The 22,134-nt window shown below is 63.4% G+C and carries 25 protein-coding genes; 10 read left to right on the forward strand and 15 right to left on the reverse strand.

Annotation, left to right across the window (positions count from 1 at the left end; genetic code table 11):
- Positions 1–28: 28 nt before the first annotated feature.
- The 5 genes from LUA85_RS19555 to LUA85_RS19575 form a co-directional block, all read right to left on the reverse strand.
- Positions 29–367, reverse strand: coding sequence for a hypothetical protein (locus tag LUA85_RS19555; RefSeq protein ID WP_156029342.1), 339 nt, complete (start codon positions 365–367; stop codon positions 29–31).
- 233 nt (positions 368–600) lie between these two features.
- On the reverse strand, positions 601–795 hold the full coding sequence (locus LUA85_RS19560) for a DUF1289 domain-containing protein (RefSeq protein WP_030541587.1): 195 nt from the start codon (positions 793–795) through the stop codon (positions 601–603).
- On the reverse strand, positions 792–1,787 hold the full coding sequence (gene dmeF, locus LUA85_RS19565) for a CDF family Co(II)/Ni(II) efflux transporter DmeF (RefSeq protein WP_030541588.1): 996 nt from the start codon (positions 1,785–1,787) through the stop codon (positions 792–794). Before dmeF ends, LUA85_RS19560 begins: the two co-directional genes overlap by 4 nt.
- An 8-nt stretch (positions 1,788–1,795) precedes the next feature.
- On the reverse strand, positions 1,796–2,071 hold the full coding sequence (locus LUA85_RS19570; protein WP_030541589.1) for a metal/formaldehyde-sensitive transcriptional repressor: 276 nt from the start codon (positions 2,069–2,071) through the stop codon (positions 1,796–1,798).
- A 334-nt stretch (positions 2,072–2,405) separates the two neighbouring features.
- Entirely contained in the window at positions 2,406–2,813 is a 408-nt protein-coding gene (locus tag LUA85_RS19575) for a DUF305 domain-containing protein (RefSeq protein WP_030541590.1), read from the reverse strand.
- A gap of 758 nt (positions 2,814–3,571) precedes the next feature.
- Between LUA85_RS19575 and LUA85_RS19580 the strand changes: the two genes are divergently transcribed.
- Positions 3,572–4,066, forward strand: a complete 495-nt coding sequence (locus tag LUA85_RS19580; RefSeq protein WP_030541593.1) for a DUF411 domain-containing protein — start codon at positions 3,572–3,574, stop codon at positions 4,064–4,066.
- Positions 4,067–4,120: 54 nt separating this feature from the next.
- Here LUA85_RS19580 and LUA85_RS19585 read toward each other — a convergent pair whose 3' ends face one another.
- Both LUA85_RS19585 and LUA85_RS19590 read right to left on the reverse strand, forming a co-directional pair.
- Positions 4,121–5,170 (reverse strand): copper resistance protein B, encoded by a 1,050-nt coding sequence (locus tag LUA85_RS19585; protein WP_231472097.1) that lies wholly within the window; start codon positions 5,168–5,170, stop codon positions 4,121–4,123.
- A complete protein-coding gene (locus LUA85_RS19590; protein ID WP_231472098.1) occupies positions 5,167–6,966 on the reverse strand; it encodes a copper resistance system multicopper oxidase in 1,800 nt (599 codons plus the stop codon). Before LUA85_RS19590 ends, LUA85_RS19585 begins: the two co-directional genes overlap by 4 nt.
- An 858-nt stretch (positions 6,967–7,824) precedes the next feature.
- Between LUA85_RS19590 and LUA85_RS19595 the strand changes: the two genes are divergently transcribed.
- From LUA85_RS19595 to LUA85_RS19635, 9 genes are all read left to right on the forward strand, one after another.
- Complete coding sequence (locus tag LUA85_RS19595) at positions 7,825–8,181, forward strand: hypothetical protein (RefSeq protein ID WP_193378846.1); 357 nt, start codon at positions 7,825–7,827, stop codon at positions 8,179–8,181.
- A 142-nt stretch (positions 8,182–8,323) separates the two neighbouring features.
- Positions 8,324–8,803: a heavy metal-responsive transcriptional regulator gene (locus tag LUA85_RS19600; RefSeq protein ID WP_231472099.1), complete on the forward strand. Its 480-nt coding sequence runs from the start codon at positions 8,324–8,326 to the stop codon at positions 8,801–8,803.
- Positions 8,800–9,021: a hypothetical protein gene (locus tag LUA85_RS19605; protein WP_062345065.1), complete on the forward strand. Its 222-nt coding sequence runs from the start codon at positions 8,800–8,802 to the stop codon at positions 9,019–9,021. The genes LUA85_RS19600 and LUA85_RS19605 overlap by 4 nt, the downstream gene beginning before the upstream one ends.
- Positions 9,022–9,079: 58 nt before the next feature.
- The gene (locus tag LUA85_RS19610) at positions 9,080–9,400 is read left to right on the forward strand and encodes a hypothetical protein (protein ID WP_004212659.1); all 321 of its coding nucleotides are present in this window, start codon (positions 9,080–9,082) and stop codon (positions 9,398–9,400) included.
- Positions 9,401–9,423: 23 nt separating this feature from the next.
- A complete protein-coding gene (locus LUA85_RS19615) occupies positions 9,424–11,334 on the forward strand; it encodes a 2Fe-2S iron-sulfur cluster-binding protein (RefSeq protein ID WP_231472100.1) in 1,911 nt (636 codons plus the stop codon).
- On the forward strand, positions 11,334–12,062 hold the full coding sequence (locus LUA85_RS19620; protein ID WP_231472101.1) for a hypothetical protein: 729 nt from the start codon (positions 11,334–11,336) through the stop codon (positions 12,060–12,062). Before LUA85_RS19615 ends, LUA85_RS19620 begins: the two co-directional genes overlap by 1 nt.
- A complete protein-coding gene (locus LUA85_RS19625) occupies positions 12,059–12,781 on the forward strand; it encodes a hypothetical protein (protein WP_044663288.1) in 723 nt (240 codons plus the stop codon). The genes LUA85_RS19620 and LUA85_RS19625 overlap by 4 nt, the downstream gene beginning before the upstream one ends.
- Positions 12,768–13,211 carry a DUF1622 domain-containing protein gene (locus LUA85_RS19630; RefSeq protein ID WP_231472102.1) on the forward strand — a complete coding sequence of 148 codons (444 nt, stop codon included), beginning with the start codon at positions 12,768–12,770 and terminating at the stop codon, positions 13,209–13,211. Before LUA85_RS19625 ends, LUA85_RS19630 begins: the two co-directional genes overlap by 14 nt.
- Positions 13,212–13,228: 17 nt before the next feature.
- A complete protein-coding gene (locus tag LUA85_RS19635) occupies positions 13,229–13,669 on the forward strand; it encodes a four-helix bundle copper-binding protein (protein ID WP_371823748.1) in 441 nt (146 codons plus the stop codon).
- A 75-nt stretch (positions 13,670–13,744) separates the two neighbouring features.
- Here LUA85_RS19635 and LUA85_RS19640 read toward each other — a convergent pair whose 3' ends face one another.
- From LUA85_RS19640 to tkt, 8 genes are read right to left on the reverse strand one after another with little or no spacing between them, the layout of a single operon-like run.
- Entirely contained in the window at positions 13,745–14,491 is a 747-nt protein-coding gene (locus tag LUA85_RS19640) for an HAD-IIB family hydrolase (RefSeq protein WP_231472104.1), read from the reverse strand.
- The gene (locus tag LUA85_RS21765; RefSeq protein WP_371823749.1) at positions 14,424–14,684 is read right to left on the reverse strand and encodes an HAD hydrolase family protein; all 261 of its coding nucleotides are present in this window, start codon (positions 14,682–14,684) and stop codon (positions 14,424–14,426) included. The genes LUA85_RS19640 and LUA85_RS21765 overlap by 68 nt, the downstream gene beginning before the upstream one ends.
- Entirely contained in the window at positions 14,593–14,787 is a 195-nt protein-coding gene (locus LUA85_RS19645; protein WP_231472105.1) for a hypothetical protein, read from the reverse strand. Before LUA85_RS19645 ends, LUA85_RS21765 begins: the two co-directional genes overlap by 92 nt.
- A 34-nt stretch (positions 14,788–14,821) precedes the next feature.
- On the reverse strand, positions 14,822–16,258 hold the full coding sequence (gene zwf / locus LUA85_RS19650; RefSeq protein ID WP_231472106.1) for a glucose-6-phosphate dehydrogenase: 1,437 nt from the start codon (positions 16,256–16,258) through the stop codon (positions 14,822–14,824).
- A gap of 6 nt (positions 16,259–16,264) precedes the next feature.
- Complete coding sequence (gnd, locus tag LUA85_RS19655) at positions 16,265–17,251, reverse strand: phosphogluconate dehydrogenase (NAD(+)-dependent, decarboxylating) (protein WP_231472107.1); 987 nt, start codon at positions 17,249–17,251, stop codon at positions 16,265–16,267.
- 15 nt (positions 17,252–17,266) lie between these two features.
- Positions 17,267–18,925, reverse strand: coding sequence for a hypothetical protein (locus tag LUA85_RS19660; RefSeq protein ID WP_231472108.1), 1,659 nt, complete (start codon positions 18,923–18,925; stop codon positions 17,267–17,269).
- The gene (gene tal, locus LUA85_RS19665; protein WP_231472109.1) at positions 18,922–20,061 is read right to left on the reverse strand and encodes a transaldolase; all 1,140 of its coding nucleotides are present in this window, start codon (positions 20,059–20,061) and stop codon (positions 18,922–18,924) included. Before tal ends, LUA85_RS19660 begins: the two co-directional genes overlap by 4 nt.
- A gap of 3 nt (positions 20,062–20,064) precedes the next feature.
- Positions 20,065–22,134: a transketolase gene (gene tkt / locus LUA85_RS19670; protein ID WP_231472110.1), complete on the reverse strand. Its 2,070-nt coding sequence runs from the start codon at positions 22,132–22,134 to the stop codon at positions 20,065–20,067.

The following is a 22,134-nucleotide window of genomic DNA, read 5'->3' on the forward strand; positions in this document are numbered from 1 at the left end:
AAGCCGCGCCTAATTCGACACGGCGGCTCTAGGTGCGATTTGCGATGGTCTTGGGGGGACGCTCAGGTCCGGGAATCAAAACGCCCGCCAATCGATCGTCGGCTACTGGTGATAGTGACGATGATGTTGGAAAAGCCCCTGCCTGGCCTTGCATCCCAAAGGCAGCAAGCGACGCCCCGGAATCACCATGATGGTGATGCCCAGTGCCGGGCTGATGATCAGGAGCATCTTCCTTGTCGTCCAGATCGGGCTTATGAGGCTCGTGTTGATGGTCGCTGGGTTCTGAAACGATTTTGCTGAACAGTAGATGGTTATGATCGCCCGATGCGTCTGATTGATGCTGCATGCGATCGATGACACTAGCCATGCTGGCGCTTGCGAAGACGAGCGTCAGCCCGATGCACAGCATCGAGAAAAATCTAAGAAATAATGGTCGTGACACCCTAATCACGAGCACGGAGCATAGATTGCCGGCATGATACCGCAAGTGTCATGCGCGGTGCTCTCCAAGTCGAGGCTGCGTGTCATTGATGACATTAACGACAGCATTGACGCAAGGCGTCGCCCTTATCCGGCAGCCGGTCAATCGCAGCGATTCCATCATCGGTCCGGCCTAATCGGCTTCGCCGTCGGGGCGAGCTTGGCAAGGCGTCGTGGGAGGTCCGACGCGATCCGACGTTGTTGATGTGGCTGGCTCTTCTTCCAGGTGCGAATTTCGTCGTTGGTGCGGCCGCATCCCTTGCACCAGCCGGTACGTCCATCGAAAAGGCAGATGTCGATGCAGGGCGACTTCATGGCGACTGCATCTCGATCGTCAGATGGCGAAGCCCGCGGACCGGCTTGAGGCGCTTTTGCACCGTCGTGCGATCCACTGCACCGCCCGCCACTACGCTAACGATACCAGCATGTGCGTCGGGGCCGACGCGCCAGACGTGCAGGTCCGCGATTTGGGCATCGCCGGGCGTTTCGACCAGTTCGCGGATTTCCTCGGCGACATGCTCGTCGCTCCGGTCGAGCAGCACCCAGGCAGTTTCGCGCATCAGCGACCATGACCAGCGGGCGATCACGGTGGCACCGACCACCCCCATCACCGGATCGAGCCACACCCAGCCGAGGAAGCGTCCTGACAGGAGCGCGACGATCGCCAGCACCGAGGTCAGCGCGTCGGCAAGGACATGGACATAGGCGGCGCGAAGGTTGTTGTCCTGGCTTCGCAGCCCAGCCACTGCATGGGTCTCGTCGTCATCGTGCTGGTGTCCTTCATGTCTATGGGCATGTGGCTGCGCATGATGGCTATGGGAATGGCCATGACCGTGATCGTGCGAATGACTTCCCGCCAGGAGAAAGGCACTGACAATGTTCACGGCGAGACCGATCGCGGCGATGATGGTCGCTTCGGTGAACGCCACTGTGGTCGGCTGGAAGAGGCGAATTAGCGATTCGACGCCGATGCCGATTGCGATCACGGCGAGCACCAGCGCGGAGGCGAATCCTGCCAGGTCGCCGACCTTGCCCGTCCCGAAGCTGAACCTGTCGTCCGAGGCATGCCGCTTGGCGTAGGAATACGCGATTGCCGCAACACTGAGTGCTCCGGCATGCGTCGCCATGTGGAAACCGTCCGCCAGAAGCGCCATCGACCCGGTGAGATAGCCGGCGATGATTTCGCCGACCATCATCGTTGCCGTCAGTGCCACCACCCACAATGTGCGGCGCGCATTCGCGTCATGCGACGCCCCCAGGAAGACGTGATCGTGAGTGAAGCGATCAATGTGAAAAGCCGCGGTCATCATCGATCCTATTTGGAATAGCGGCGAATAACGGCTTTCAGATCCTCCGACGCTCGCAAGCGCTCGGCCTCATCCAGGCCCACCTTCGCAACATGCTGATCCAGATGGTCCACGATGATTTCGTCGAGCAGGCCGTTCACCGCGCCGCGAACCGCCGCCACAAGGTGCAGAACTTCGCCACACGGCGCGCCACGCTCCAGGCCGCGCTCAATAGCGCTGACCTGTCCTGCAATGCGCCGCACTCGTGCGATTAACTCGGCGCTGTTCTGTTCGGTGTGAGCCATAGGGTATCCCCCTAGCCTATAAAAAGGAGCAACGCCAGAGCCCCCTTTACGACTTCGATATCTCCAATCTTCCAGCCTAGATAAGGTAGGAGATTAGCTGTTGCGGGGCGCCTCGGGCCTGCTGGGATGCCATACGCGAGCATTCGTCGATGATAGAAACGGGCCGCTTGAACTGCGCGCGGATGTCCTCGGCCCATCTCTCACAGCGGGGGCAGCCGCGATCGCGGTGGACTACCACCGGGGGCCCGGCGCTCGCTGAAATTCCTACGAACATGCGGCGAGCGCCGCGACCATTTGCTTTCTTAACGTTAAAGCCCTCCAGTGATAATTATCCTCATTGAGGGCGCTTGCCATGCTCGCGCAGCCAGGCCTGCAACTCGTTGATTTCTTGACGTTGCTCCGCCGAACTCTTGGTCGCCATCTCGCGGATCTTGGCGTCGCGAGCGTCGCGTAGCACGATCTGCGACATCTCAACCGCGCCGCGATGATGTTCGATCATCTTACGCACCCAGGTTTCAGTCGCATCGCTACCAACAGCGCCCATCATGGCACGATGCATCTTCATTTCCGCCGGCGGATAAGGGTTGGCCTGTGTCGGCTGCATCATTTCGGCCATTGCCGAGTGATTCATCTGGCCATGGTTCATTTTGCTGTGATCCATGCCCTGTGGGTTTCCTTGGGCGAGGGCAGGCATGGTGGCCGCGAGTACAAGGGCAGCTGTGGCGATTTGAGCTTTCTTCATCATCGTTCTCCTTTGATGCTCCCGCGCGTCGTAAACGCGCCGAGGCGCAGGTTGCATCAAAATGGAGGGAAAAATTTGTAGTTGCCGAGCTTCAGGGCGGTTTCCGACTAGGCGACAGATGAGGACTCGAATGGCCGGGCTTCCTGGTCGAGAAGCACAAGTGCCCTTACACCAAGATGTCGACCGAGTGCGGCTACCCGATCGTCCGACGTCTTGGGGGCGAGGAGGCAGACGAGCCCTGATTGAGTGTGGATCGGTGTCGCCGATCAACGATGTTTACCCAGCAGGTTCGGGCTGCCTCTCAAGGAACAGACGCCAATCAGCTTGTCCCAAATGCGCTTCCGCAAGGGACGGCGAGACTTCGCGCGTATATCCATCATGGAGACTGAAGGGGAGGTTTTGCCAGGGATGTTGCGTTCGATGGCTTCGGGTCTGTGCAGGACCAAGTTGTCGACTTACGCACGAGAATTACAGCTTCTTAAGAGTAGGTCTTGGATTGTCGGTGGTCAGTTAGCCACCCTCCCTAGCCAATTCCGCCCGGGAGCTTTTGTGGCACGGCTTAACCCACGGCCTGCTTGCAACCGTGACTGCGCCACTTTTATTCGGGGCCGCATCCGACCCGGCCGGCCGCCGGGAGCCCGCGCATCACTTGAGGGCGCTTCAGATCGTGTCCATCGCTACCGCTTTTCAGGGTTGGGCGGGCGGTTGGTTCATGTCTGGCGGCGCTAAATATTTAACATTCTAGAAAGGACGATTAAATGGATAGCCTGCTCTTGAGCCGTCGTCACTTTGTGGGCAGTGTACGCGCGTTGGGACTTGTCGCCGCGATGGGCGGGTTGATCAGCGCGTGCAGCGCAGCCGCGCCGGGACCGGTGCCGATCCTTGTACATAAGGATCCAAACTGCGGCTGTTGTTCGGCTTGGGCCGACCGGATCGAATCAACAGGCGACTTCACGGTCAGGCTGATCAATGCGGAGGACATGGCCGCTGTCAAAGCGCGTCTGCGGGTGCCGCTTGAGCTTGCGTCTTGCCACACCACAGTGGCTGCTGGATATGTCATCGAAGGACATGTGCCAGCGGCGGACATTTTACGGCTCCTGAGCGAGAAGCCGTCTGACATAATCGGATTGGCGGTTCCTGGAATGCCCGCGGGTTCACCCGGGATGGAAACGCCAGACGGGCGACGCGACGCTTATGAGGTCGTAGCTTTCACCACCGGTGGTCGCCAGAGCGTGTTTGCGCGGCACGGCTGAAGACCGGTAGAGCATATGGCCAAGGGGGAACCTCCCGGCTCCCCCGCTCCAGCCTCAGAACCAGGCCCGGATGCCAACCACGAAACTCAGATGCGAAACGTCCCCGCCCGCCGCGCGTTCGAAGCGAGCCGTATCGCCGAAAGTCTCATTATATTCCACGCCGATGTAAGGCGCGAATTCCTTGACAATCTCGTAGCGCAGTCGGAGCCCGACCTCCGCTTTTGACAAGCCAGAACCAACACCGATTTCTGGCACGTCCTGCAACGCGAAGTCGACTTCGACCCGAGGTTGAAGGATCAGCCGTTGTGTTATGCGCTGGTCGTATTCGGCCTCGAAACGAGCTGTAAGATCGCCCCTATCGGATAGAAAGAGCGCGCCATCGACCTCGAACCAGTAAGGGGCCAGACCTTGGATACCGACGACCAGATGCGCACGTTCCGGGCTGGGCTCGAAATCATAGCGGATGCCGGTTTGCAGGTTAAACCAAGGGTCAAGCGCATGACTCCAGAGCGCTTGGACCTCAGCCTGCTCGGGCTTTTCTCTGAAATCCGATTCGATCTCTGTTTTCAGCCACAACCGGTCAATGTCGCCGCCATACCATCCTTGGGCACTGATAAAGTAGCCGTCGCGGCCTTTTGTGATGCGGCTCTCCATCTGATCGATCAGGACGTTGTAAGTGGTGATGTCGCCATGCTCGCGACGCAAAATTCCTCGGGCATCGGTCATCACCCCGGTCCCGAATACGGCATCCGCTGCATTGGGAGGGCCGTGGAGCGCGGCGGGGGGCGGTGGGCCAACCGGCGGGTCGGGAATGCCAGGCTCATGACCTTGCGCCGTATGACCTGAATTGGGCTGTGACACCGGCATGCTGTGGCCGGCGTGCGGATCGGGTGCCTCCTGCGCGGGCTGCATCTCGTGTCCTGCATGGGGGTCGTCGGCAGGCTCAGAAGCACTGGCATGTTCTGCGTGCGGATCGCTAGATAAAGTGGTCTGCGCAGGCTGTGTTGCAGTTGCCGAGTGTGCTGCATGCTGTTGGTTGTTGGTCTGTGCGAGTGCCGGTGGTGCAAGCGCGGTGGCGCTAAGCAGGATCAAGATGCGGGTCATGCCGCCTCTCCTTCAAGCGGACGGACGGTGACGACGCGGAACATGCCAGCGTGCATATGAAGCAGCAGATGGCAATGAAACGCCCAGTCTCCTGGCGCGTCGGCGGTGAGATCGAAAGTGAGCTTCGCACCAGGAAGGACGTTCACTGTGTGCTTGAGCGGGTGACTTCCAGTGTGACCGTTTACGACCTCGAAGAAGTGGCCATGTAGGTGAATGGGGTGTGTCATCATGCTATGATTGATCAGCACGACCCTGGCCCGTTCGTTCCGCTCGAAGCGGATCGGCTCTACGCCCTCACTGAACTTTTCGCCATCGAAGGACCACATGAAACGTTCCATGTTGCCGGTCAGGTGAACCTCGACGGTGCGCGTTGGCGCCCGCTTGTCGGGATTTGGCGTGAGCGACATCAGATCCCGATATGTGAGCACCTTATGACCCACGTCCTCAAGCCCAAGTCCTGGGTCTCCGGTCCGGTCGACAGGCGCCATTGCGATTGCGTCGACTCCCACGCCAACTTTGACGGTTGGCGGCACCAGCGACTTGTCTCGCATATTCATGCCGCCCATCGAACCAGATGAGCCATGATCCATTCCCGCCATCGATGCCGTAGCACCAGCCGTTGCGGCGCCGTGCGAGCTGTGGTCCATACCCGCCATTGAGCCATGGTCCATCCCGCCCATGCCCATGTCCTTCATGCTGAGCGTCGGACGGGCGCGCAGGGGCGGAACCGGTGCGGTCATCCCCAGGCGGGGGGCGAACGTCGCGCGACCCATGCCCGAGCGATCGACCGATTCTGCCACGAGAGTAAAAGCGCTGTCCTCGGTGGGCTGGATGATGACATCGTAGGTTTCGGCGTTGCCGATCTGGAACTCCTCGACGGTCACCGGACGCACGTTTTGGCCGTCAGCGTTTACCACCGTCATTGGAAGGCCTGGAATGCGAATGTTGAAGATCGTCATCGTCGCAGCATTGATGAAGCGCAGCCGCACGCGCTCTCCCGGTCGGAATAGCCCGGTCCAGTTCTCTTTCGGTCCATGGCCGTTGATCAGGTAGGTATAGGTCGATGCCGTGACATCCGAGATGTCACTGGGATCCATGCGCATCTTGCCCCACATCAGACGGTCGGACAGTGACATCTTTTCTTCAGGATCTCCGTCGCGCAGCAGGCCCGCCAAGGTCTGCTTCTGGCGATTGAAATAGCCTCCCTCCTGTTTGAGCTTGGTGACGAGCGCATGCGGGTGCAGGAACGTCCAGTCGCTGAGAACGATGACGTGCTCGCGGTCGTAGGCGACCGGATCGGTATCGGCGGGATCGATCACGATCGGACCGTAGTGGCCCTGCTGCTCCTGCAGACCCGAGTGGCTATGATACCAGTACGTGCCCGATTGCTTGATCGGGAATTCATAAACGAAGGTCGTCTTCGGCTTGATACCCGGAAAGCTCACACCGGGCACTCCGTCCATCTGAAACGGCAGGATCAGGCCGTGCCAGTGGATCGACGTATCCTCGTCAAGCGCGTTCTCGACGCTGATGCGCACCTTCTGCCCTTCCTTGAGGCGGATCAAGGGAGCCGGCAGCACGCCGTTCATTGTTATGGCGTGACCGGTGCGGCCTCCGACGGCGAAAGCGCTATGGTCAACCCTAAGATGGAGATCTTCCCCGGTGAGTGTCGGCATTGGCGCTAGTCCGGCCGAGCCGGTTTGTGCCCATGCCGGGAAAAGTCCGGTGAGACTTAAACCGGCAGCGCCCAGCGCGCCTGCACGAAGCAAATCGCGTCGTTCGATAAGGTGGTTCATAAAAAATCCTTCTGAGTTCGCGGCGGCCCATTTGTATGCCCGCTCACAGGAGCAGGTTCGACGCGAAAGGGGCACCGGCCAGACTTCGATAATATTTGATGATTCATATTGTGCGCGGCGCGCGGGTCGGTACCCCTCGGTTGCCGGTCACCTGACGCCGAGCTTGGAAGCCAGTGCCATGGCGGGCACACCGTTCTTGCGTGACGGCGGCAATGGGGTGCATCATCGTTCAACCTCCCATGATGATCGCGTGTCTGGCAGAGCACATAAGAGATACGCAGCGGGCGAGCATTCCCCTCTCAAAAAAACCAATCAGGGCCTTCGAGAAATTTTAACGGCGCCAGCTTTTGGAGGACGGCGCGGCTCACAGGAATTTTTCGCCACCATCCACATTGCCGCCTATGCGGCCATGCGACCGAGCCCGTCCCGTCACAAGACATCACATGAAGGCAGACAGCCGCTAGCGGTATTGCGAGCGCCCTGGGAACGGCCCCTTCGGCATCGCCGCTTGCAAACCCGCTGCAATGAACGTGGCAGTGCCTGCCGCGCGTCGCCTGCTGCACCAATATTGCCCCCTGCTGCTTACCTTGATTCACTGAGGCCGCTTTTGCTGCTCGCGCGGCCAAGCTTTCAGCTCGTCAATCTCGCACCGTGCCAGCTCTGAATTTTTGTAATTTGTGATAGCTCGCAACGAGGTTGTCTCGTGGAGCGGCCTCTGGCCCAGACCCACGCTGCGGGCTGCGAACATTACGTATACCGGCGTTGGACCCGGGCCCATAGTCCTGTCTCCGAAGAAGACAAATCTTCCCGTCGACGATTCACGCGGCGGTGCCCATTTTCTCTTCGAGGGAGCCCAAGATGATCAAGAAATCTATCATGGTCGCGCTGGCCGGTATCGCGATGTTCGGCGCTTCGCCCCTGCTGGCTCAAGGCATTGGTCACAGCTTGTTCATGCGCGGCTCGATCGTCGACACGGGCAGCAACGGCACGGTCGTCTGCATCGGCAAGGCCGATGGCGCCGAGGTCGGCCAGAAGCTCGAGGTCTATCGCGTCGTGACCCATCCGGGTCCGCCCAAGGGCGTGGCGCCGACCTATCACCGCCAGCTCGTCGGCCATGTGACGATCGATCATATCTTCGATGATCACTTCGCGCATGTGTCCGTCGCCGACGGTACGCCTGCCAAGCACGACATCGTCGAGCTTCGCAAGAACTGACGCGCCGGTGGCCCGGCGGCACACGCTGCCCTGATGCGAGGCATCGGGGCAGCGGGTTGCCGGCGGCAACGGACCGTTCGGGATCGAGGCGAAACCGCTTGACCCTGGACCATGGTCCTACCGGCATGATCGAGCGGATGACATGGGCAATTTCAAGATCGGCGAACTGGCCGCCGCGGCAGGCGTGGGCCGCGATACGATCCGCTATTATGAGCGGATGGGCTTGCTGCGCGAGCCCGCGCGCACGGCAGCGGGCTACAGGCTCTACGACGCGACCGACCTCGAGCGCGTCAATTTCATCCGCTCGGCGCAGGAGCTTGGTTTCACACTCGAACAGGCCCGGCAGCTGCTGGCGCTCAGGGCGTCGGACACCGCGCATGCCCAGGCCGTGCTCGATATCACGCTTGCCAAGATCGCTGACGCCGAAGCCCGGCTCGAGCGCCTGTCGGATATCCGCGACATGCTGCGGATGCTCGCCGACGAATGCCCGGGCGAAGTGCCCGTCTCCGATTGCCCGATCCTCGCCTTCCTGACGGCGCGGCGGAAAGACCAGCAGCATAACAAGAAACTTCAGGCAGCGCAGGACGAACGATCATCACTAGCGAAAGGGGTTTTGTCATGACGAAAATGCGTTTGATCGCCGTCCTCACGCCGGCGCTGCTTCTGGGCGCCTGTGTGACCACGCGGCCGACCTCGGCGCAGGTCGAGAGTTGCCGGGCGATGGAGGGCAATATGGGTCTCCAGACGCCGCATGATCATGGCGAGATGAAGGGGCAGGGGCGCAACCCGATGAACCTCTCGCACGACCGGTGCCTTCAGATCCTGCGCAACGCGCAATGATCGGGTCCGGGCGCCATCCCTGGCGCCCGGACACAGTTTTCAAGCCAAGGAGCAAGCTATGATCAACCATGCGAAAAAAGCCCTTCCGCTTGTCGGCGGAAGCCTGTTGCTGGCGCTCGCGCTTTCGGGCTGCGACCGCCAGGCCGACCAGACGGTGCCGCCCGCGGCGAACAGCGTCGCCGCCACCCCGGTCCTGACCGACAGCGGCAACGCTGCAGACGCGGCGTCGATGGACGCGATGAGCAACCAGGCCGAGATGGAGCGGCATCACCGTCAGGCGATGGACCATGACGCGATGCGCGCCGGGGCCGGCAACCAGACCGCGCCGGCACCCGATCCCGCGCCGGGCAATTCGGCGATGCCGATGAAGGATATGTAAGCGCGCTGAAAAAGGGGATGAGGATGTCCAGGCGGATCAGCCTTCGACGTTTGAGCCTCGGCTGCGCAATCGCTCTCAGCCTGTCCGCGGGCGCGGGCGCGCAGGAGGGCGAGGATCATGCCGCGCATCATGGCGCAGGCATGCCGGCCGGCGGGGGCATGTCCGCACCGGCATCGTCGGGGTCGTCGGGCATGGCGAAGATGATGAACCCCATGATGGATCGCATGATCAATGGGGAAGGGGAGAATGAGCACGGCCACGAATCGCGCCGGACCGGCTTCATCTCGCAACTGCTCGCCTTTCCCGCGCTCGACGAAGCGGCAAGGCAGCGGGTCGCTGCGCAGGCTGGCGAACGGGTAAGCACGGGCCTAGCGATGATCAACGCCGCCTCGGCCGACGGCGCGCGTGCAACCACGGTCTCGGCCCGGCTCGATGCGGCGCGCCGCCTGCGCGAGGGAACCGACCTGTTCCGGTCCGGCACCGCCGCGCAGGGCGCGATCGGCGGCTTGCAGCCGCCCCGGGAGGTCGGGCTTGCCTGGCTGCGCGATCAGCTCGACATCGACCAGGCCGCGCCCGGCCATGCCGATCACTGGTTCGGCATCTCGCCCTCGCACCTGCTTCTCATGCTGTTCCTGGGGCTGGTGAGCGCCACGCTGATCGCGCTGCAGATCTTCCGCCTCCGGCGGATCGGGGCGATCGCCGGTGGTGTCCCCACCGGCAAGACATTGACAAAGCCGGAGCCGAAGGCTGCCCAGCCCGCTACCAGGGTTGCGCCCGCGCCTGCCCCCGTTGCCGACAGCGCCGGGCTCGCGCCGAGCAATGCGGCCGCGCCCGGTGGGGCTTCGCTGCGCAAGCCCAAAAGCTGGGCGGGGCAGCTGCGCGTGGTCCAGATCGTGCGAGAGACGCCGAGCGTGCTGACCTTCCGGCTCGCGGACCCGGCCGCCGACCGGCTGCCGTTCGACTTCCTGCCGGGCCAGTTCCTGCAGGTCGAGGTAGAGCCCGAAGCGGGCAAGACCGCGCGCCGTTCCTACACGATCGCCTCTTCGCCGACCCAGCGGGCCTATGTCGAACTGACGGTCAAGCGCGAGGAGCAGGGCGTGGTCTCGCGATACCTGCACGACAAGGTCGTCGCCGACGATCTGCTGAAGGTCAGCGGACCGTTCGGCGCCTTCACCTTCACGGGAACGGATGCCCAGAGCATCGTGCTGATCGCGGGCGGGGTCGGCATCACCCCGATGATGTCGGTGCTGCGCTATCTCACCGACACCGCGTGGAAGGGTGATATCTTCTTCTTCTACGGCGCACGGTCGACCGAGGAATTCGTGTTCCGCGACGAGCTCGAGCGGCTCGAACGCCGTTTTCCCAACCTCCATATCGTCGCCGCGATGCAGCGCGCGCCCGGCACCGTCTGGATGGGCCCAGAAGGGCCGATCACGCGCGAGATGATCCTGGCCGCGGTGCCGGAGATCGCGAGCCGGCGCATCCATATGTGCGGCCCGCCGGCGATGATGGGCGCGATGCGCGGCGTGCTGGCCGAACTCGGCGTCCCCGAAGCGCAGCTGCACACCGAGGCGTTCGGTCCGGCCTCGCTGCCGGCCGACCACGAGGATCTCGAGGTCAAGCCCGCGCCCCCGCCAGCGGATAAGCCGGCCCCGAGCGCCGAGGTGGCGCCGAGCACGGTGACCTTCTCCGTGTCGGGGGTGTCGGCGGCCTTGCCCGCGGACGAGACCGTGCTGGAGGCGGCCGAGGGCGCGGGCGTCGAGATCCCCTATGCATGCCGTGCGGGCACATGCGGCGCCTGCGTGGTCAAGCTGCTGCAGGGCGAAGTGACGATGGAGGTCGAATCCGGCCTTGCGCCCGCCGACAAGGCGCAAGGCTATGTGCTCGCGTGCCAGGCGAAGGGGACGGGCACGCCGCTCGTGGTCGAAGCCTGATGCGCGAACGCAGCGACATTGCCGTGGGCCTGCTGGTCGCGTTCCTGCTGCTGTTCCCGTTCGGCTATCTCGTGCATGTGTCGCCCCGCTTTCCGGGTAACCTGGCCGGCGGGATCATCGGGATCGCAGCGCTCGTGCTGATGCTGCTGACGCTTCCTTATGTCGCGGCCAAGCACATCGCCTGGGTCGACAAGGCGCTCTCCCGGGTCGTCAGCAAGCCAACCCTGCTCGCCATCCACATCTATGCCGGCGTGCTGGCGCCGATCCTGGGTCTGGTCCACGCCGCGCACAAGCTCGAAAGCCCGGTCGGCCTGCTTCTGACTATCCTCCTTCTGATGACGGTCATCACCGGCTTCATCGGCCGCTACCTGCTTGCCCAGCTTGGTCGGGCGCTGCGCGGACGCAGGTCAGAACTGGCCTCGCTTCGCGCCGCCTTCCTCGAGGAGCCGGCGGCGCCGACGCAGGCCGATACCGCAGCCCCGCCGCTGTCGGGCTGGAAGCGCTATCTGTTCGTCGCCGGCGATGCGCCCGCGGGCCAGCATCCCCAGGACAAGGCGGGGATCGCCGCGGCGCTGGCCGATACCGAATTCGCGATCCGTGCCGAAGAGGCAACCAACTCCCTGTTCACACGGTGGCGGATCCTGCACATCCTGCTGGGCTGTCTCATCTTCGCGCTGCTCGCGCTCCATGTCGGCGCGGCGCTCTATTACGGGCTGCGCTGGCTATGAGCTGGCAGCGTCTTTCCTACGCCGTCTTCATCGCAGCCCTGCTGGTGATGGTCGCCGCGGTCGCAATCCGGATGCGATCGGACGCGCCGAGGGATGCCGGCCTGGTGGCGCAGCTCGTCTCGCCCGGCCCGCTCTCGAGCGCGCACCAGTCCTTCGCCGGCCAATGCACGGCCTGCCACACGCCGGGCAAGGGCGTCGAAACCCGGACCTGTCTCACCTGCCATGCGGGCACGGATTTCGGGACGAAGCAGTCGACTCAGTTCCACGCGAAAGCGACGCAGTGCACCTCCTGCCACGTCGAACATGAGGGAGAGCGCGGCATCATCCGCATGGATCACGCCGCCTTGCTCGACATGGCAAAGTGGCGGCAGCCTTCGGCGGGCATGTCGACAAACACTAGAAGCCTGACTCCCGAGACCGCGCTCAATTGCGCGAGCTGCCATGCGTTCCGCGATCCGCACCAGGCCCTGTTCGGCACCGACTGCGCGAGCTGCCACAAGACCGACAGCTGGAAGATCGTCAATTATCGCCATCCATCGGTCAATTCGACGCAGTGCGCCGAGTGCCACAAGGCGCCACCCAGTCACTTCATGGAGCATTTCAGCATGGTCTCGCAGCGCGCAGCCGGATCGAAGGCGCGCGTCGACCAATGCTATGCCTGTCACGCCACCGACAGCTTCAACAATATCCGCAAGCGAGGCTGGTATGATCACCATTGAGGCCGACTGGCTGAGCGCGTTCTTCCGGCTCGCGGTGATCGGCCTGGAACTGGCGGGCACGCTGACGATCCTCGTCGGCGCGGGGCTCGCAACCTTTCTGTTTGCGCGGCGGGCGAGGGCGGGCGACCGGACCGAGGCCTATAGCGCGTTCCGCTCGGCGCTCGGCCGCAGCATCCTGCTCGGCCTGGAATTTCTGGTCGCCGGCGACATCGTCAAGTCGCTGGTGATCAACCCGACGCTCGACGACCTCATCGTGCTGGCCGGGCTTGTGCTGGTGCGGACCTTCCTGAGCATCTCGCTCGGGGTCGAGATCAACGGCCATTGGCCTTGGGAGGAAACCCGGATGGCGCGGGACAAGGCGCGTGCGGCGTCGGATGAGACGCCTGCGACGCCCGTGGCCGCCGGATGCGTCACACCGCTCAAGGGATAGCAGATGGAGGGTGCATGATGATGATCGAGAGACGCGAATTGCTGATGGCGGGCGCCGGCCTTGCCGCCGCCGGAACGCTGGCTGCGCCGGCGGCGGCGCAGCAGCATCGAATGGACGGGATGGCGATGTCGATAACGGACTGTATCGACGATTGCGTGGCTTCGCACCGCATGTGCCTGGAGACCGCCGCCTGGCTGACCAAGCAAGGCGGCGCGTCAGCCACGGCGTCGCTGATCGCCATGCTGAACGACTGTGCGGAACTGTGCCAGGCGACCGCCAACTCGATGCTGCGCGAATCCTCCCTCCATACCATCCTGTGTCGCGCCTGCGCTGACGCCTGCGAACGATGTGCGCGGGAATGCCTGAGCCACGTCGTGGACGAGCGGATGAAGCGTTGCTCGGCTACCTGCAAGGACTGCGCCGCCAGCTGTCGGATGATGGCGGACATGGCGAGCTGAGTTTCCTCGGACAGGCCCAGGCGTAGTGGGGTCAAGCAGATCCGGCACCATTGAAGCGATCCGGCGGTAGCGCATCTAGACCAGCCAGGCAGCGATCGCGCCAACCACCGACTTGGTTTCGGCAACGTCGCGGACTCGCACGGTATCCAGCCCGAGGTGCTTGGCCGGATAATCATTTCCGCCCGGGAAGATCGCGTCACCGAAGAAGATCATCTCGTCGAGTGCGATGCCGGTCTGCTCGGAAAGGCGCTTAAGGCCATAGGCCTTGTCTATGCCTTCGCGGGTGATGTCGATCGATGTCGCCCCGCCGATATTGATGGCAAAGCCTGGCAGCAACGGCTGGAGCAGGGCCTGCAATTTCTTGCGCTTGGCGTGATCGGGATCCCACGTGTCCTTGGCCTCGAGCGGCGCCTGCTGACCGAGCGCGGAGAATGTGATCTGGCTGCCGCGATCCTCGATCTGCTCGCCCCAGATGTTCTCGTTTGCATAGCCCGCCTGCTCGACCGCCTTGGTCAGTGCTTCGCGGATGCGCTGGCTTTCGTCGCCGGTGAACAGATCGGCATAGATACGCGTCCATTGGCCGTCGGCGTGACGATAGAGCTTGGTGCCCGTGGTCGGCTGGATGATGAAATTGTCGAGCCGCGCCCGGGCAGGCATGCGTGACACCGCCTGTTTCTCGAATTGCGGCCAGTCGCCTCCGGAGATGATCGCTACCATCGTCACGTCGAGCAGGCGGGTAAGCAGATCCGCCATCTCATCGTCGAGCGGCTGCTTGCTGGGCGCGAGGGTTCCGTCGAGGTCGAAAGCGGCCAGTCGCTTCATGATGATCTCCCACAAGCGGCAGCAGAAATGCGTCGATGGCATCGGCGATGCCATGTTTGTCGTTGCTGGTTGAAATGTAGTGCGCTGCGCTACGGATCTCCTCAGGCGTCTTGCCCATGGCGATCGATAGCCCGGTGCGCACGAGCAAAGGGCCGGTCATTGGGCATGTGGCCGAGCGCCCGCGCCAGGGCATCGACGCCAGCTCGCTTGTTGGCATAGGGGTTGGTGACGTCCAGATAGTAGGTCCGCGACCGGGCAGTCGTCGCCGACGCCAGGCTCTTGTCCTTGCGAACCAAAGTCCGTCGATGTCGGAGATGACGAGGCCAAGCATCATTGGCCGATCCTGTGCCAGAAGCGGCCATCGCGTCCGAGTAGGGCATCTGCGCCGGCCGGTCCGGCGCTGCCTGGTGCATAGGATTCAAGCCTGCCCTTGCCCTTGGCCCAGTCATCGAGGATCGGCTGGACCGCGGCCCAGCCCGCCTCGATCTGCTCGGCGCGCTGGAACAATGTCTGGTCGCCGGTCATCATGTCATAGAGCAAGGTTTCGTAGCCGGTCCGGCCCGACAGCTTGAAGTGGTCGGCATAAGTGAAATCGAGCGTTGTCCCTGCGGTCTTGATCACTGGCCCCGGTTTCTTGACCAGCATGTCTAAGACGATGCTTTCGTCCGGCTGCAGCTGGAAGATCAGGCGATTGGCTGGCAGGCGGTCGATCGGACAATCGCGGAATAAAGCGTAGGGCACTGCCTTGAACGTGACGACGATCTCCGTATCGCGCGCTGCCAGCGCCTTGCCGGTGCGCAGGTAGAAGGGCACGCCGGCCCAGCGCCAGGTGTCGACTTCCAGCTTCAGTGCGACATAAGTCTCGGTCCTGCTGTCGGCAGCGACATCCGGGACCTTACGATAGGCCGGCACGTTGCGGCTGCCGACACGGCCCTTGCCATATTGGCCGCGCACTGCGCAGACTGCGGTGGGCTTGCGGATCGCGCGCAACACCTTGGCCTTTTCGTCGCGGATCGCGTCGGCATCGAAGCTGTTGGGCGGCTCCATCGCGATTATCGCCAGCAGCTGGAACAGATGGTTGGGGACCATGTCGCGGAGCGCGCCGGTTGCATCGTAGAAAGATCCGCGCGATCCGACCTCGACCGTCTCGGCGGCGGTGATCTGGACATGGTCGATATAGCGATTGTTCCACACCGCTTCGAACCATTGGTTGGCGAAGCGCGCGACCAGGATGTTCTGGACAGTTTCCTTTCCCAGGAAATGGTCGAGCCGGTAGATCTGGCTTTCCGGGAGCAAGGCGAGGATTCGGGCGTCAAGCGCCTTGGCCGAGGCGAGGTCGTGGCCGAACGGCTTTTCGATCGCGACGCGGCGGAACCGACTGCCCGCTTCCGCCATCAGGCCTTTGACGGCAAGCTTTTCGACGATGGCGCCGAAGAAATGCGCCGGCGTGGCAAGGTAGAAGACCGCGCTTCGGTCGCCCAACGCCTGGGCGACATCGTCGAACACCCGGTCTGCGGTGAAATCGCCCTGGAGGTAGGCGATGCGCTTGCGCAGATCACGCCAGCAATCGCCCTCGGTCGCGAACTTATCCAGGCTGGCGCGCAACGTCTCGTCATCGCCATCGCTGCGGCCGATGCCGAGGATGGTGAAGTCCTTTCCCAGCAATCCGTCGGTGCACAGATTGGTGACGGCGGGGACCAGCAGGCGGCGGGTCAGGTCCCCGGTCGCGCCGAAAATGACCAGAGTGGCGGGTGGGGCCGTCTTCATGGGAGCCTACTGCGGCATTTCGGTATGGCCGCCGAAGCCGAAGCGCATCGCCGACAGCACCTGGTCGCCGAACGTATGTTCGACGCGGCTGCGATAGCGCGCGAACAAGGCGGCCGAGAGGACGTAGGCGGGCACCGCTTCCTCCATCGCCGCCTCAATCGTCCAATGGCCTTCGCCCGAATCCGCCACGGTGCCGGTAAACTGGGCGAGCATCTGATCCTTGGCGAGCGCCGACGCGGTCAGGTCGAGCAGCCAGGAGGAGATGACCGATCCGCGGCGCCACACCTCGGCAATGTCGGTGAGGTTGAGATCGAAGCGCTCATCCTCAGGAAGCTTGTCGGATTTCTTCGACTTCAGGATGTCGAAGCCCTCGGCATAGGCCTGCATCAAACCATATTCGATGCCGTTGTGGACCATCTTGACGAAGTGGCCGGCGCCAGGCGGGCCGGCATGGATGTAGCCGAGCTCGGCGCGCGCATCCTCGCCTTCCTGCTCCATCCGATTGGGCGTGGGGGGGATCGTCCCTCGGCCCGGTGCCATCGTCTTGAAGATCGGATCGAGGTAGTCGACCACCTCCGTCTCGCCGCCGATCATCATGCAATAGCCGCGTTCGAGTCCCCAGACGCCGCCCGACGTGCCGATGTCGACATAGGCGACTTGCTTCGCCACGCAGAGCTTCGCGCGGCGGATATCGTCCTTGTAGAAGCTGTTGCCGCCGTCGATGATGATGTCGCCGGACAGGGACTTTTCGAGCAGGGCGGTGATCGTATCCTCGGTCGGAGGACCCGCCGGGAGCATCACCCAGAAGATGGCGCGCTCGGCGAGCTTGCCGCGCAGATCGTCGAGCCCGGTCGCGCCGACCGCACCTTCCTTGACCAGATCGTCGATCAGATGCTGGTTGCGATCGAAGACGACCACTTCATGTCCGCCGCGCAACAGGCGACGGACGATATTGCCGCCCATGCGCCCCAGTCCGATCATCGCGATACGCATTTATGCTGATCCCCTTCAATTCTGTAGCGAACGCGCCACCAATGTTTCGAGGGTATTGAGATCCCCTGTGTTGAGATGAATGCGCAAGGTGCGCTGCCCGCGCGCGGCGAGCACGTCGAGATCGCCACGCGCCTGCGCGAGCTGGACCGTGCCGAAGCTGGCCTTGCGTCCGGGCACCGGTACGTCCGGGTTCGGCGTCCGCGTGATCTCGACGAACACGCCGCTCTTCGGACCGCCTTTGTAGGCCTGGCCGGTCGAATGGAGGAAACGCGGGCCGAAGCCGGCGACGGTCGCGACATGCTTCGCGTGAACTACTTCGCCGCGCATCCGCGCGATCGCCGCCTCATGGGCGTCGTTGCGTTCGAGATAGACGAGGAAGCCGACATAATCGCCTGGGGACACCTTGGCGAAATGGCTGCGAAGGATTTCGACCGGGTCGGCTCCGGAGCTGGCTTCGCCCGGCGCCGAAAAGGCCATGGCCGCATCCTGGTGGAACGGCGTTTCCGGGGCGAGTGCACCCGATTCCTCATATTTGTCGATCAGCTCGCGGGTCGCGATCTTGGCATCCTCGACATCGGGCTGGTCGAACGGGTCGATCCCGATCACCGCGCCGGCAAACGCCGTCGCCACTTCCCAGCGAAAGAATTCCTGGCCGATACGCTCCTTCGACGGCAGCGTAATGCGTATCACCGGCTGGCCCGCTGCGACCAGGAAATGGGCCTGTTCGATGACGTCGGACGCATCGTCGCCATCGAGCGTCAGCAGGGCGAAGAGACGATCCGTGCCATAATCCTCGGCCGGCGCGGACGGCTCCAGATCGACCGGAACGATACCCTTGCCGTGCTTGCCGGTCGATTCGGCGATGAGCTGTTCGAGCCAGGCGCCGATCGGCTCGAGGCCGGGGCTGGTCAGGATGGTGAGCTTGTCGCGGCCGGAAACCGCCGCCTCGCCCATGATCGCACCCAGGATCAGGCCGGGATTGGCGGTGTCGCCCTTGCACGCTTCGACCAGGGGCTGGGTCGCGGCGAAAAAGGCTTCGACGTCGATCCCCATCATCGCTGCCGGCACCATGCCGAATACCGACAGGACCGAATAACGCCCGCCGATCGCCGGATCGCCGAGGAAGATGGCGTGATAGCCATGCTCCTTGGCCAGCTTCTCGAGCTTCGATCCCGGATCGGTCACCGCGACGAAGCGGTCGCCATCCTTGCCGGACAACTCCCAGAAATACGCCCGGAGCAGTTCGGGCTCCATCGTCGCCCCGGATTTGGAGGCGACAAGGAACAGGGCTTCCTTCGGATCGATCTTCGCCGCGACTGTGCCGATCTGGCCGGGATCGGTCGAATCGAGCGCGTGGACGGTCGGAAAACCGGGCCCCGCGCCGATGATCTCGCTCAGCACTTCGGGGCCGAGGCTCGATCCGCCCATCCCGAGCAGGACGACGTTCTTATGGCTGCGCGCCTTGGCGGCGATCGCCTTGAGCTGGGCGAAATCGACCTGCTTGCCTTCCCCCGCGGCGAGCCAGCCGACCCATTTGGCTTCGTCGCCGTTGGTCCAGAGCGATGCGTCGGCGGCCCACAGCCGCGTACCCCATTTCTCCGCCGCCGCTGTCTTGAGCCTGGCATCGACCGCGTGGCGAAGCGGCTCGGGCAGGTCGGCGTGGAAATGGTTCATGCGCTTCTGGCCTCCGCTTTGGCTTTCTTCGCCTCGATCGCGCCGAGCAGCGTGTCGGCCGCGTCGGCGAACAGTTTGACGCCATCTTCGACCAGCTTGGCGGTGACGCCGGACAGATCGAGCCCGAGCCGGTCGGTCTCGGCCAGGACATGTTCAGCCCCCGGCACGTCCGCGGTCAGCGTCTGCTTGAGCGTGCCGTGGTCCCGGAACGCGTCCATCGTCTTGGGCGGGATGGTGTTGACCGTTTCAGGGCCGATCAGCGCGTCGATATAGAGCGTGTCGGGGAAGGACGGATCCTTCGTGCCCGTCGATGCCCACAGCAGACGCTGTGGCATCGCCCCTTCGGCGGCAAGCTTCTTCCACCGGTCCGACTTCACGAAGTCGAGATACCATTGGTAAGCGAGCTTGGCGTTGGCGATCGCGACCTTGCCGCGTACCGCCTTGAGCGCGTCGGCATCCTTGTCGCCGCCCTTCACCCGTTCGTCGATCTTCTTGTCGATCGCGCTGTCGATGCGGCTGACGAAGAAGCTGGCGACGCTGGCTATCCGGTCTACTTCCAAGCCCTTGGCCAGCCGCGCCTCCAGCCCCTCGACATAGGCCAGCGCCACCGCCTGATAGGCTTCCAGAGCGAACAGCAACGTCACGTTGATGTTGAGCCTGTCCTCGATCAACTGCCGGATCGCCGGGACGCCGGCCCTGGTGCCCGGCACCTTGATCATCAGGTTCGGGCGATCGACCATCTTCGAGAGCCGCCGCGCCTCGGCGATCGTCTTGTCGGTATCGTTGGCGAGATAGGGCGAAACCTCAAGGCTGACATAGCCGTCCTTGCCGTCCAGCCGGTCGAACACCGGACGCAGCGTGTCGCAGGCATCCTGGATGTCCTTGACCGCCAGCGCTTCGTAGGTTTCGACCACCGATGCGCCCGGATTGGCGGTGACCAACGCCTTGTACTGATCGTCATAGGCGGTGCCCTGGCCCATCGCCTTCTCGAAGGTCGACGGGTTCGAGGTGACGCCGGTCAGGCCGTCCTCCTCGACCAGCTTTCGGAGGCCGCCTTCCTTGAGGAAGGAGCGGTCGCCGAAATCGAGCCAGGGCGCCTGCCCCGATTCCTGAAGCTGCTTGAGAAGGCTCGACATGGCTCAGGCCTTTCCGATCAGTTCGCGCGCGACCTTGACGAGATTGTCGACGGTGAAACCGAATTTGTCCTGCAGTTTCGTGGCAGGGGCCGAGGCGCCGAAGGTCGACATGGCGATCGTCCGTCCTTTCGAGCCGACATAGCGATCCCAGCCGATCTCGCCGCCCATTTCGACTGCGAGACGTGCCTCGACGCCGGGGGTCAGGACACTGTCCTTGTAGGCCTGATCCTGTAGTTCGAAGAGATGCCAGCTCGGCATCGATACGACGCGTGCCTTGACGCCGGCTTCGGTCAGTCTCTCGTACGCCGACACCACCAGGCCGACTTCGCTGCCCGTGCCGATCAGGATGATTTCAGGCTTGTCGTCGCCGGCGAGGACATAGGCGCCCTTCAGCAGCCCTTCGGCGCCGGCATATTTGCTGCGGTCGAGCGTCGGGATCGCCTGGCGCGAGAAGACCAGGGCGGTCGGGCGGTTGTTTTTGCTCAGCGCCGCACGCCAAGCCCAGGCGACCTCGTTGGCGTCGCATGGTCGGATCATGTCGAGGCCGGGTGTGGCGCGCAGCATGGTCAGCTGCTCGATCGGCTGGTGGGTCGGCCCGTCCTCGCCGACGCCGATTGAATCGTGGGTGAAGATGAAGGTGACGCCGAGCTCCATCAGCGCCGCCAGGCGGACCGGCGGGCGCATATAATCGAGGAAGATGAAAAAGGTCGCCGAATAGGGACGCAGGTGCGACAGGGCCATGCCGTTGACCACCGAACCCATCGCATGTTCGCGCACGCCGAAGTGGAGATTGCGGCCGGCATAGCTGCCCGTCTGGAACGATCCCGCGCCTTCGATCAGGGTCTTTGTCGAGGGGGCAAGATCGGCCGAGCCGCCGACCAGCCAGGGCAGGTTGGGCGCGATCGCGTTGAGCACCTTGCCGCCGGCATCGCGGGTCGCGATGCCTTTTTCGTCGGCGGGGAAGGTCGGGATGGCGGCATCCCAGCCGTCGGGAAGCCGGTCGGCAAAGATCGCCTCGAGCTCCTTGGCCAGGGCGGGTTCGGCCTGCGCATAGCGTTCGCGCATCGCCAGCCATTCGGCACGCAGCGGCTTGCCGCGCCCGGCAATGGCGCCTCCGAAATGCTCGGGCACGCCGTCGGGAACGAGGAAGGACGAATCCTCGGGCCAGCCATAGGCTTTCTTGGTGCCGCGTATGTCATCGCCGGTCATCGCCTCGCCATGCGCCTTGGCGGTTCCGGCGATCGAGCTGCCATAGCCGATAATCGAATGGACCACGATCATCGTCGGCCTGTCGGTGGTCGCCTTGAAGCTTTCGATCGCCGCGGCGACCGCCTTGGTATCGTTGGCGTCGTCCACATGGATGACGTGCCAGCCATAAGCGTCGAAGCGCTGGCCGACATCCTCGTCGAAGGCGAGATCGGTGCCGCCCTCGATCGTCACATGGTTCGAATCGTAGATCCAGCAGAGGTTGGAGAGCTTCAGGTGGCCGGCCAGGCTCGCCGCCTCGCTCGCCACGCCTTCCATCATACAGCCGTCGCCGGCGAGGCAATAGACGTCATGGTCGAAGATCGGGAAACCGTCGCGATTGTAGCGCGCCGCGAGCCAGCGCTCGGCAATCGCCATGCCGACCGAATTGCCGCAGCCCTGGCCGAGCGGTCCAGTGGTCGTCTCGACGCCCGTGGTGTGGCGATATTCGGGGTGACCCGGCGTCTTCGAGCCGATCTGGCGGAAATCCTTGATGTCCTGCAGGCTCACCGCCGGTTTGCCGGTCAGCCTGCCGTCCTTGTCGATCTCCTTGACTCCGGCGAGATGCAGCAGGGAGTAAAGCAGCATCGACGCATGGCCGACCGACAGGACGAAGCGGTCGCGGTTGGGCCAATCCGGCGCGTCGGGATCGGTGCGCAGGAATTGCGACCAGAGCGTATAGCCGACCGGTGCCAGGGCCATCGGCGTGCCGATATGACCCGATTTCGCGGCGTGGACCGCATCCATCGTCAATGTGCGGATCGTGTCGATCGCCAGCCGTTCCGGGCTGCCGTCCCCATGCAGGGTAGAGGCGGGGATGGTCGACAT

It is taken from the genome of Novosphingobium sp. CECT 9465 (assembly GCF_920987055.1).
In the GTDB taxonomy this organism is placed as follows: Bacteria; Pseudomonadota; Alphaproteobacteria; order Sphingomonadales; family Sphingomonadaceae; genus Novosphingobium.

Bases quoted from the DNA above. Each gene is read 5' to 3' on its own strand.
- tkt (WP_231472110.1), bottom strand. From the start codon at position 22,134: ATGTCGACCATCCCCGCCTCTACCCTGCATGGGGACGGCAGCCCGGAA.
- LUA85_RS19590 (WP_231472098.1), bottom strand. From the start codon at position 6,966: ATGAACCACCTTATCGAACGACGCGATTTGCTTCGTGCAGGCGCGCTG.
- LUA85_RS19640 (WP_231472104.1), bottom strand. From the start codon at position 14,491: ATGAAGCGACTGGCCGCTTTCGACCTCGACGGAACCCTCGCGCCCAGC.
- tal (WP_231472109.1), bottom strand. From the start codon at position 20,061: ATGTCGAGCCTTCTCAAGCAGCTTCAGGAATCGGGGCAGGCGCCCTGG.
- LUA85_RS19570 (WP_030541589.1), bottom strand. From the start codon at position 2,071: ATGGCTCACACCGAACAGAACAGCGCCGAGTTAATCGCACGAGTGCGG.
- LUA85_RS19580 (WP_030541593.1), top strand. From the start codon at position 3,572: ATGGATAGCCTGCTCTTGAGCCGTCGTCACTTTGTGGGCAGTGTACGC.
- LUA85_RS19620 (WP_231472101.1), top strand. From the start codon at position 11,334: ATGCGCGAACGCAGCGACATTGCCGTGGGCCTGCTGGTCGCGTTCCTG.
- LUA85_RS19575 (WP_030541590.1), bottom strand. From the start codon at position 2,813: ATGAAGAAAGCTCAAATCGCCACAGCTGCCCTTGTACTCGCGGCCACC.
- LUA85_RS21765 (WP_371823749.1), bottom strand. From the start codon at position 14,684: ATGCCCTGGCGCGGGCGCTCGGCCACATGCCCAATGACCGGCCCTTTG.
- LUA85_RS19605 (WP_062345065.1), top strand. From the start codon at position 8,800: ATGACGAAAATGCGTTTGATCGCCGTCCTCACGCCGGCGCTGCTTCTG.
- LUA85_RS19635 (WP_371823748.1), top strand. From the start codon at position 13,229: ATGATGATCGAGAGACGCGAATTGCTGATGGCGGGCGCCGGCCTTGCC.
- dmeF (WP_030541588.1), bottom strand. From the start codon at position 1,787: ATGACCGCGGCTTTTCACATTGATCGCTTCACTCACGATCACGTCTTC.
- LUA85_RS19560 (WP_030541587.1), bottom strand. From the start codon at position 795: ATGAAGTCGCCCTGCATCGACATCTGCCTTTTCGATGGACGTACCGGC.
- LUA85_RS19555 (WP_156029342.1), bottom strand. From the start codon at position 367: ATGGCTAGTGTCATCGATCGCATGCAGCATCAATCAGACGCATCGGGC.
- LUA85_RS19630 (WP_231472102.1), top strand. From the start codon at position 12,768: ATGATCACCATTGAGGCCGACTGGCTGAGCGCGTTCTTCCGGCTCGCG.
- LUA85_RS19600 (WP_231472099.1), top strand. From the start codon at position 8,324: ATGGGCAATTTCAAGATCGGCGAACTGGCCGCCGCGGCAGGCGTGGGC.
- LUA85_RS19615 (WP_231472100.1), top strand. From the start codon at position 9,424: ATGTCCAGGCGGATCAGCCTTCGACGTTTGAGCCTCGGCTGCGCAATC.
- LUA85_RS19585 (WP_231472097.1), bottom strand. From the start codon at position 5,170: ATGACCCGCATCTTGATCCTGCTTAGCGCCACCGCGCTTGCACCACCG.
- LUA85_RS19660 (WP_231472108.1), bottom strand. From the start codon at position 18,925: ATGAACCATTTCCACGCCGACCTGCCCGAGCCGCTTCGCCACGCGGTC.
- LUA85_RS19625 (WP_044663288.1), top strand. From the start codon at position 12,059: ATGAGCTGGCAGCGTCTTTCCTACGCCGTCTTCATCGCAGCCCTGCTG.
- LUA85_RS19595 (WP_193378846.1), top strand. From the start codon at position 7,825: ATGATCAAGAAATCTATCATGGTCGCGCTGGCCGGTATCGCGATGTTC.
- LUA85_RS19610 (WP_004212659.1), top strand. From the start codon at position 9,080: ATGATCAACCATGCGAAAAAAGCCCTTCCGCTTGTCGGCGGAAGCCTG.
- zwf (WP_231472106.1), bottom strand. From the start codon at position 16,258: ATGAAGACGGCCCCACCCGCCACTCTGGTCATTTTCGGCGCGACCGGG.
- gnd (WP_231472107.1), bottom strand. From the start codon at position 17,251: ATGCGTATCGCGATGATCGGACTGGGGCGCATGGGCGGCAATATCGTC.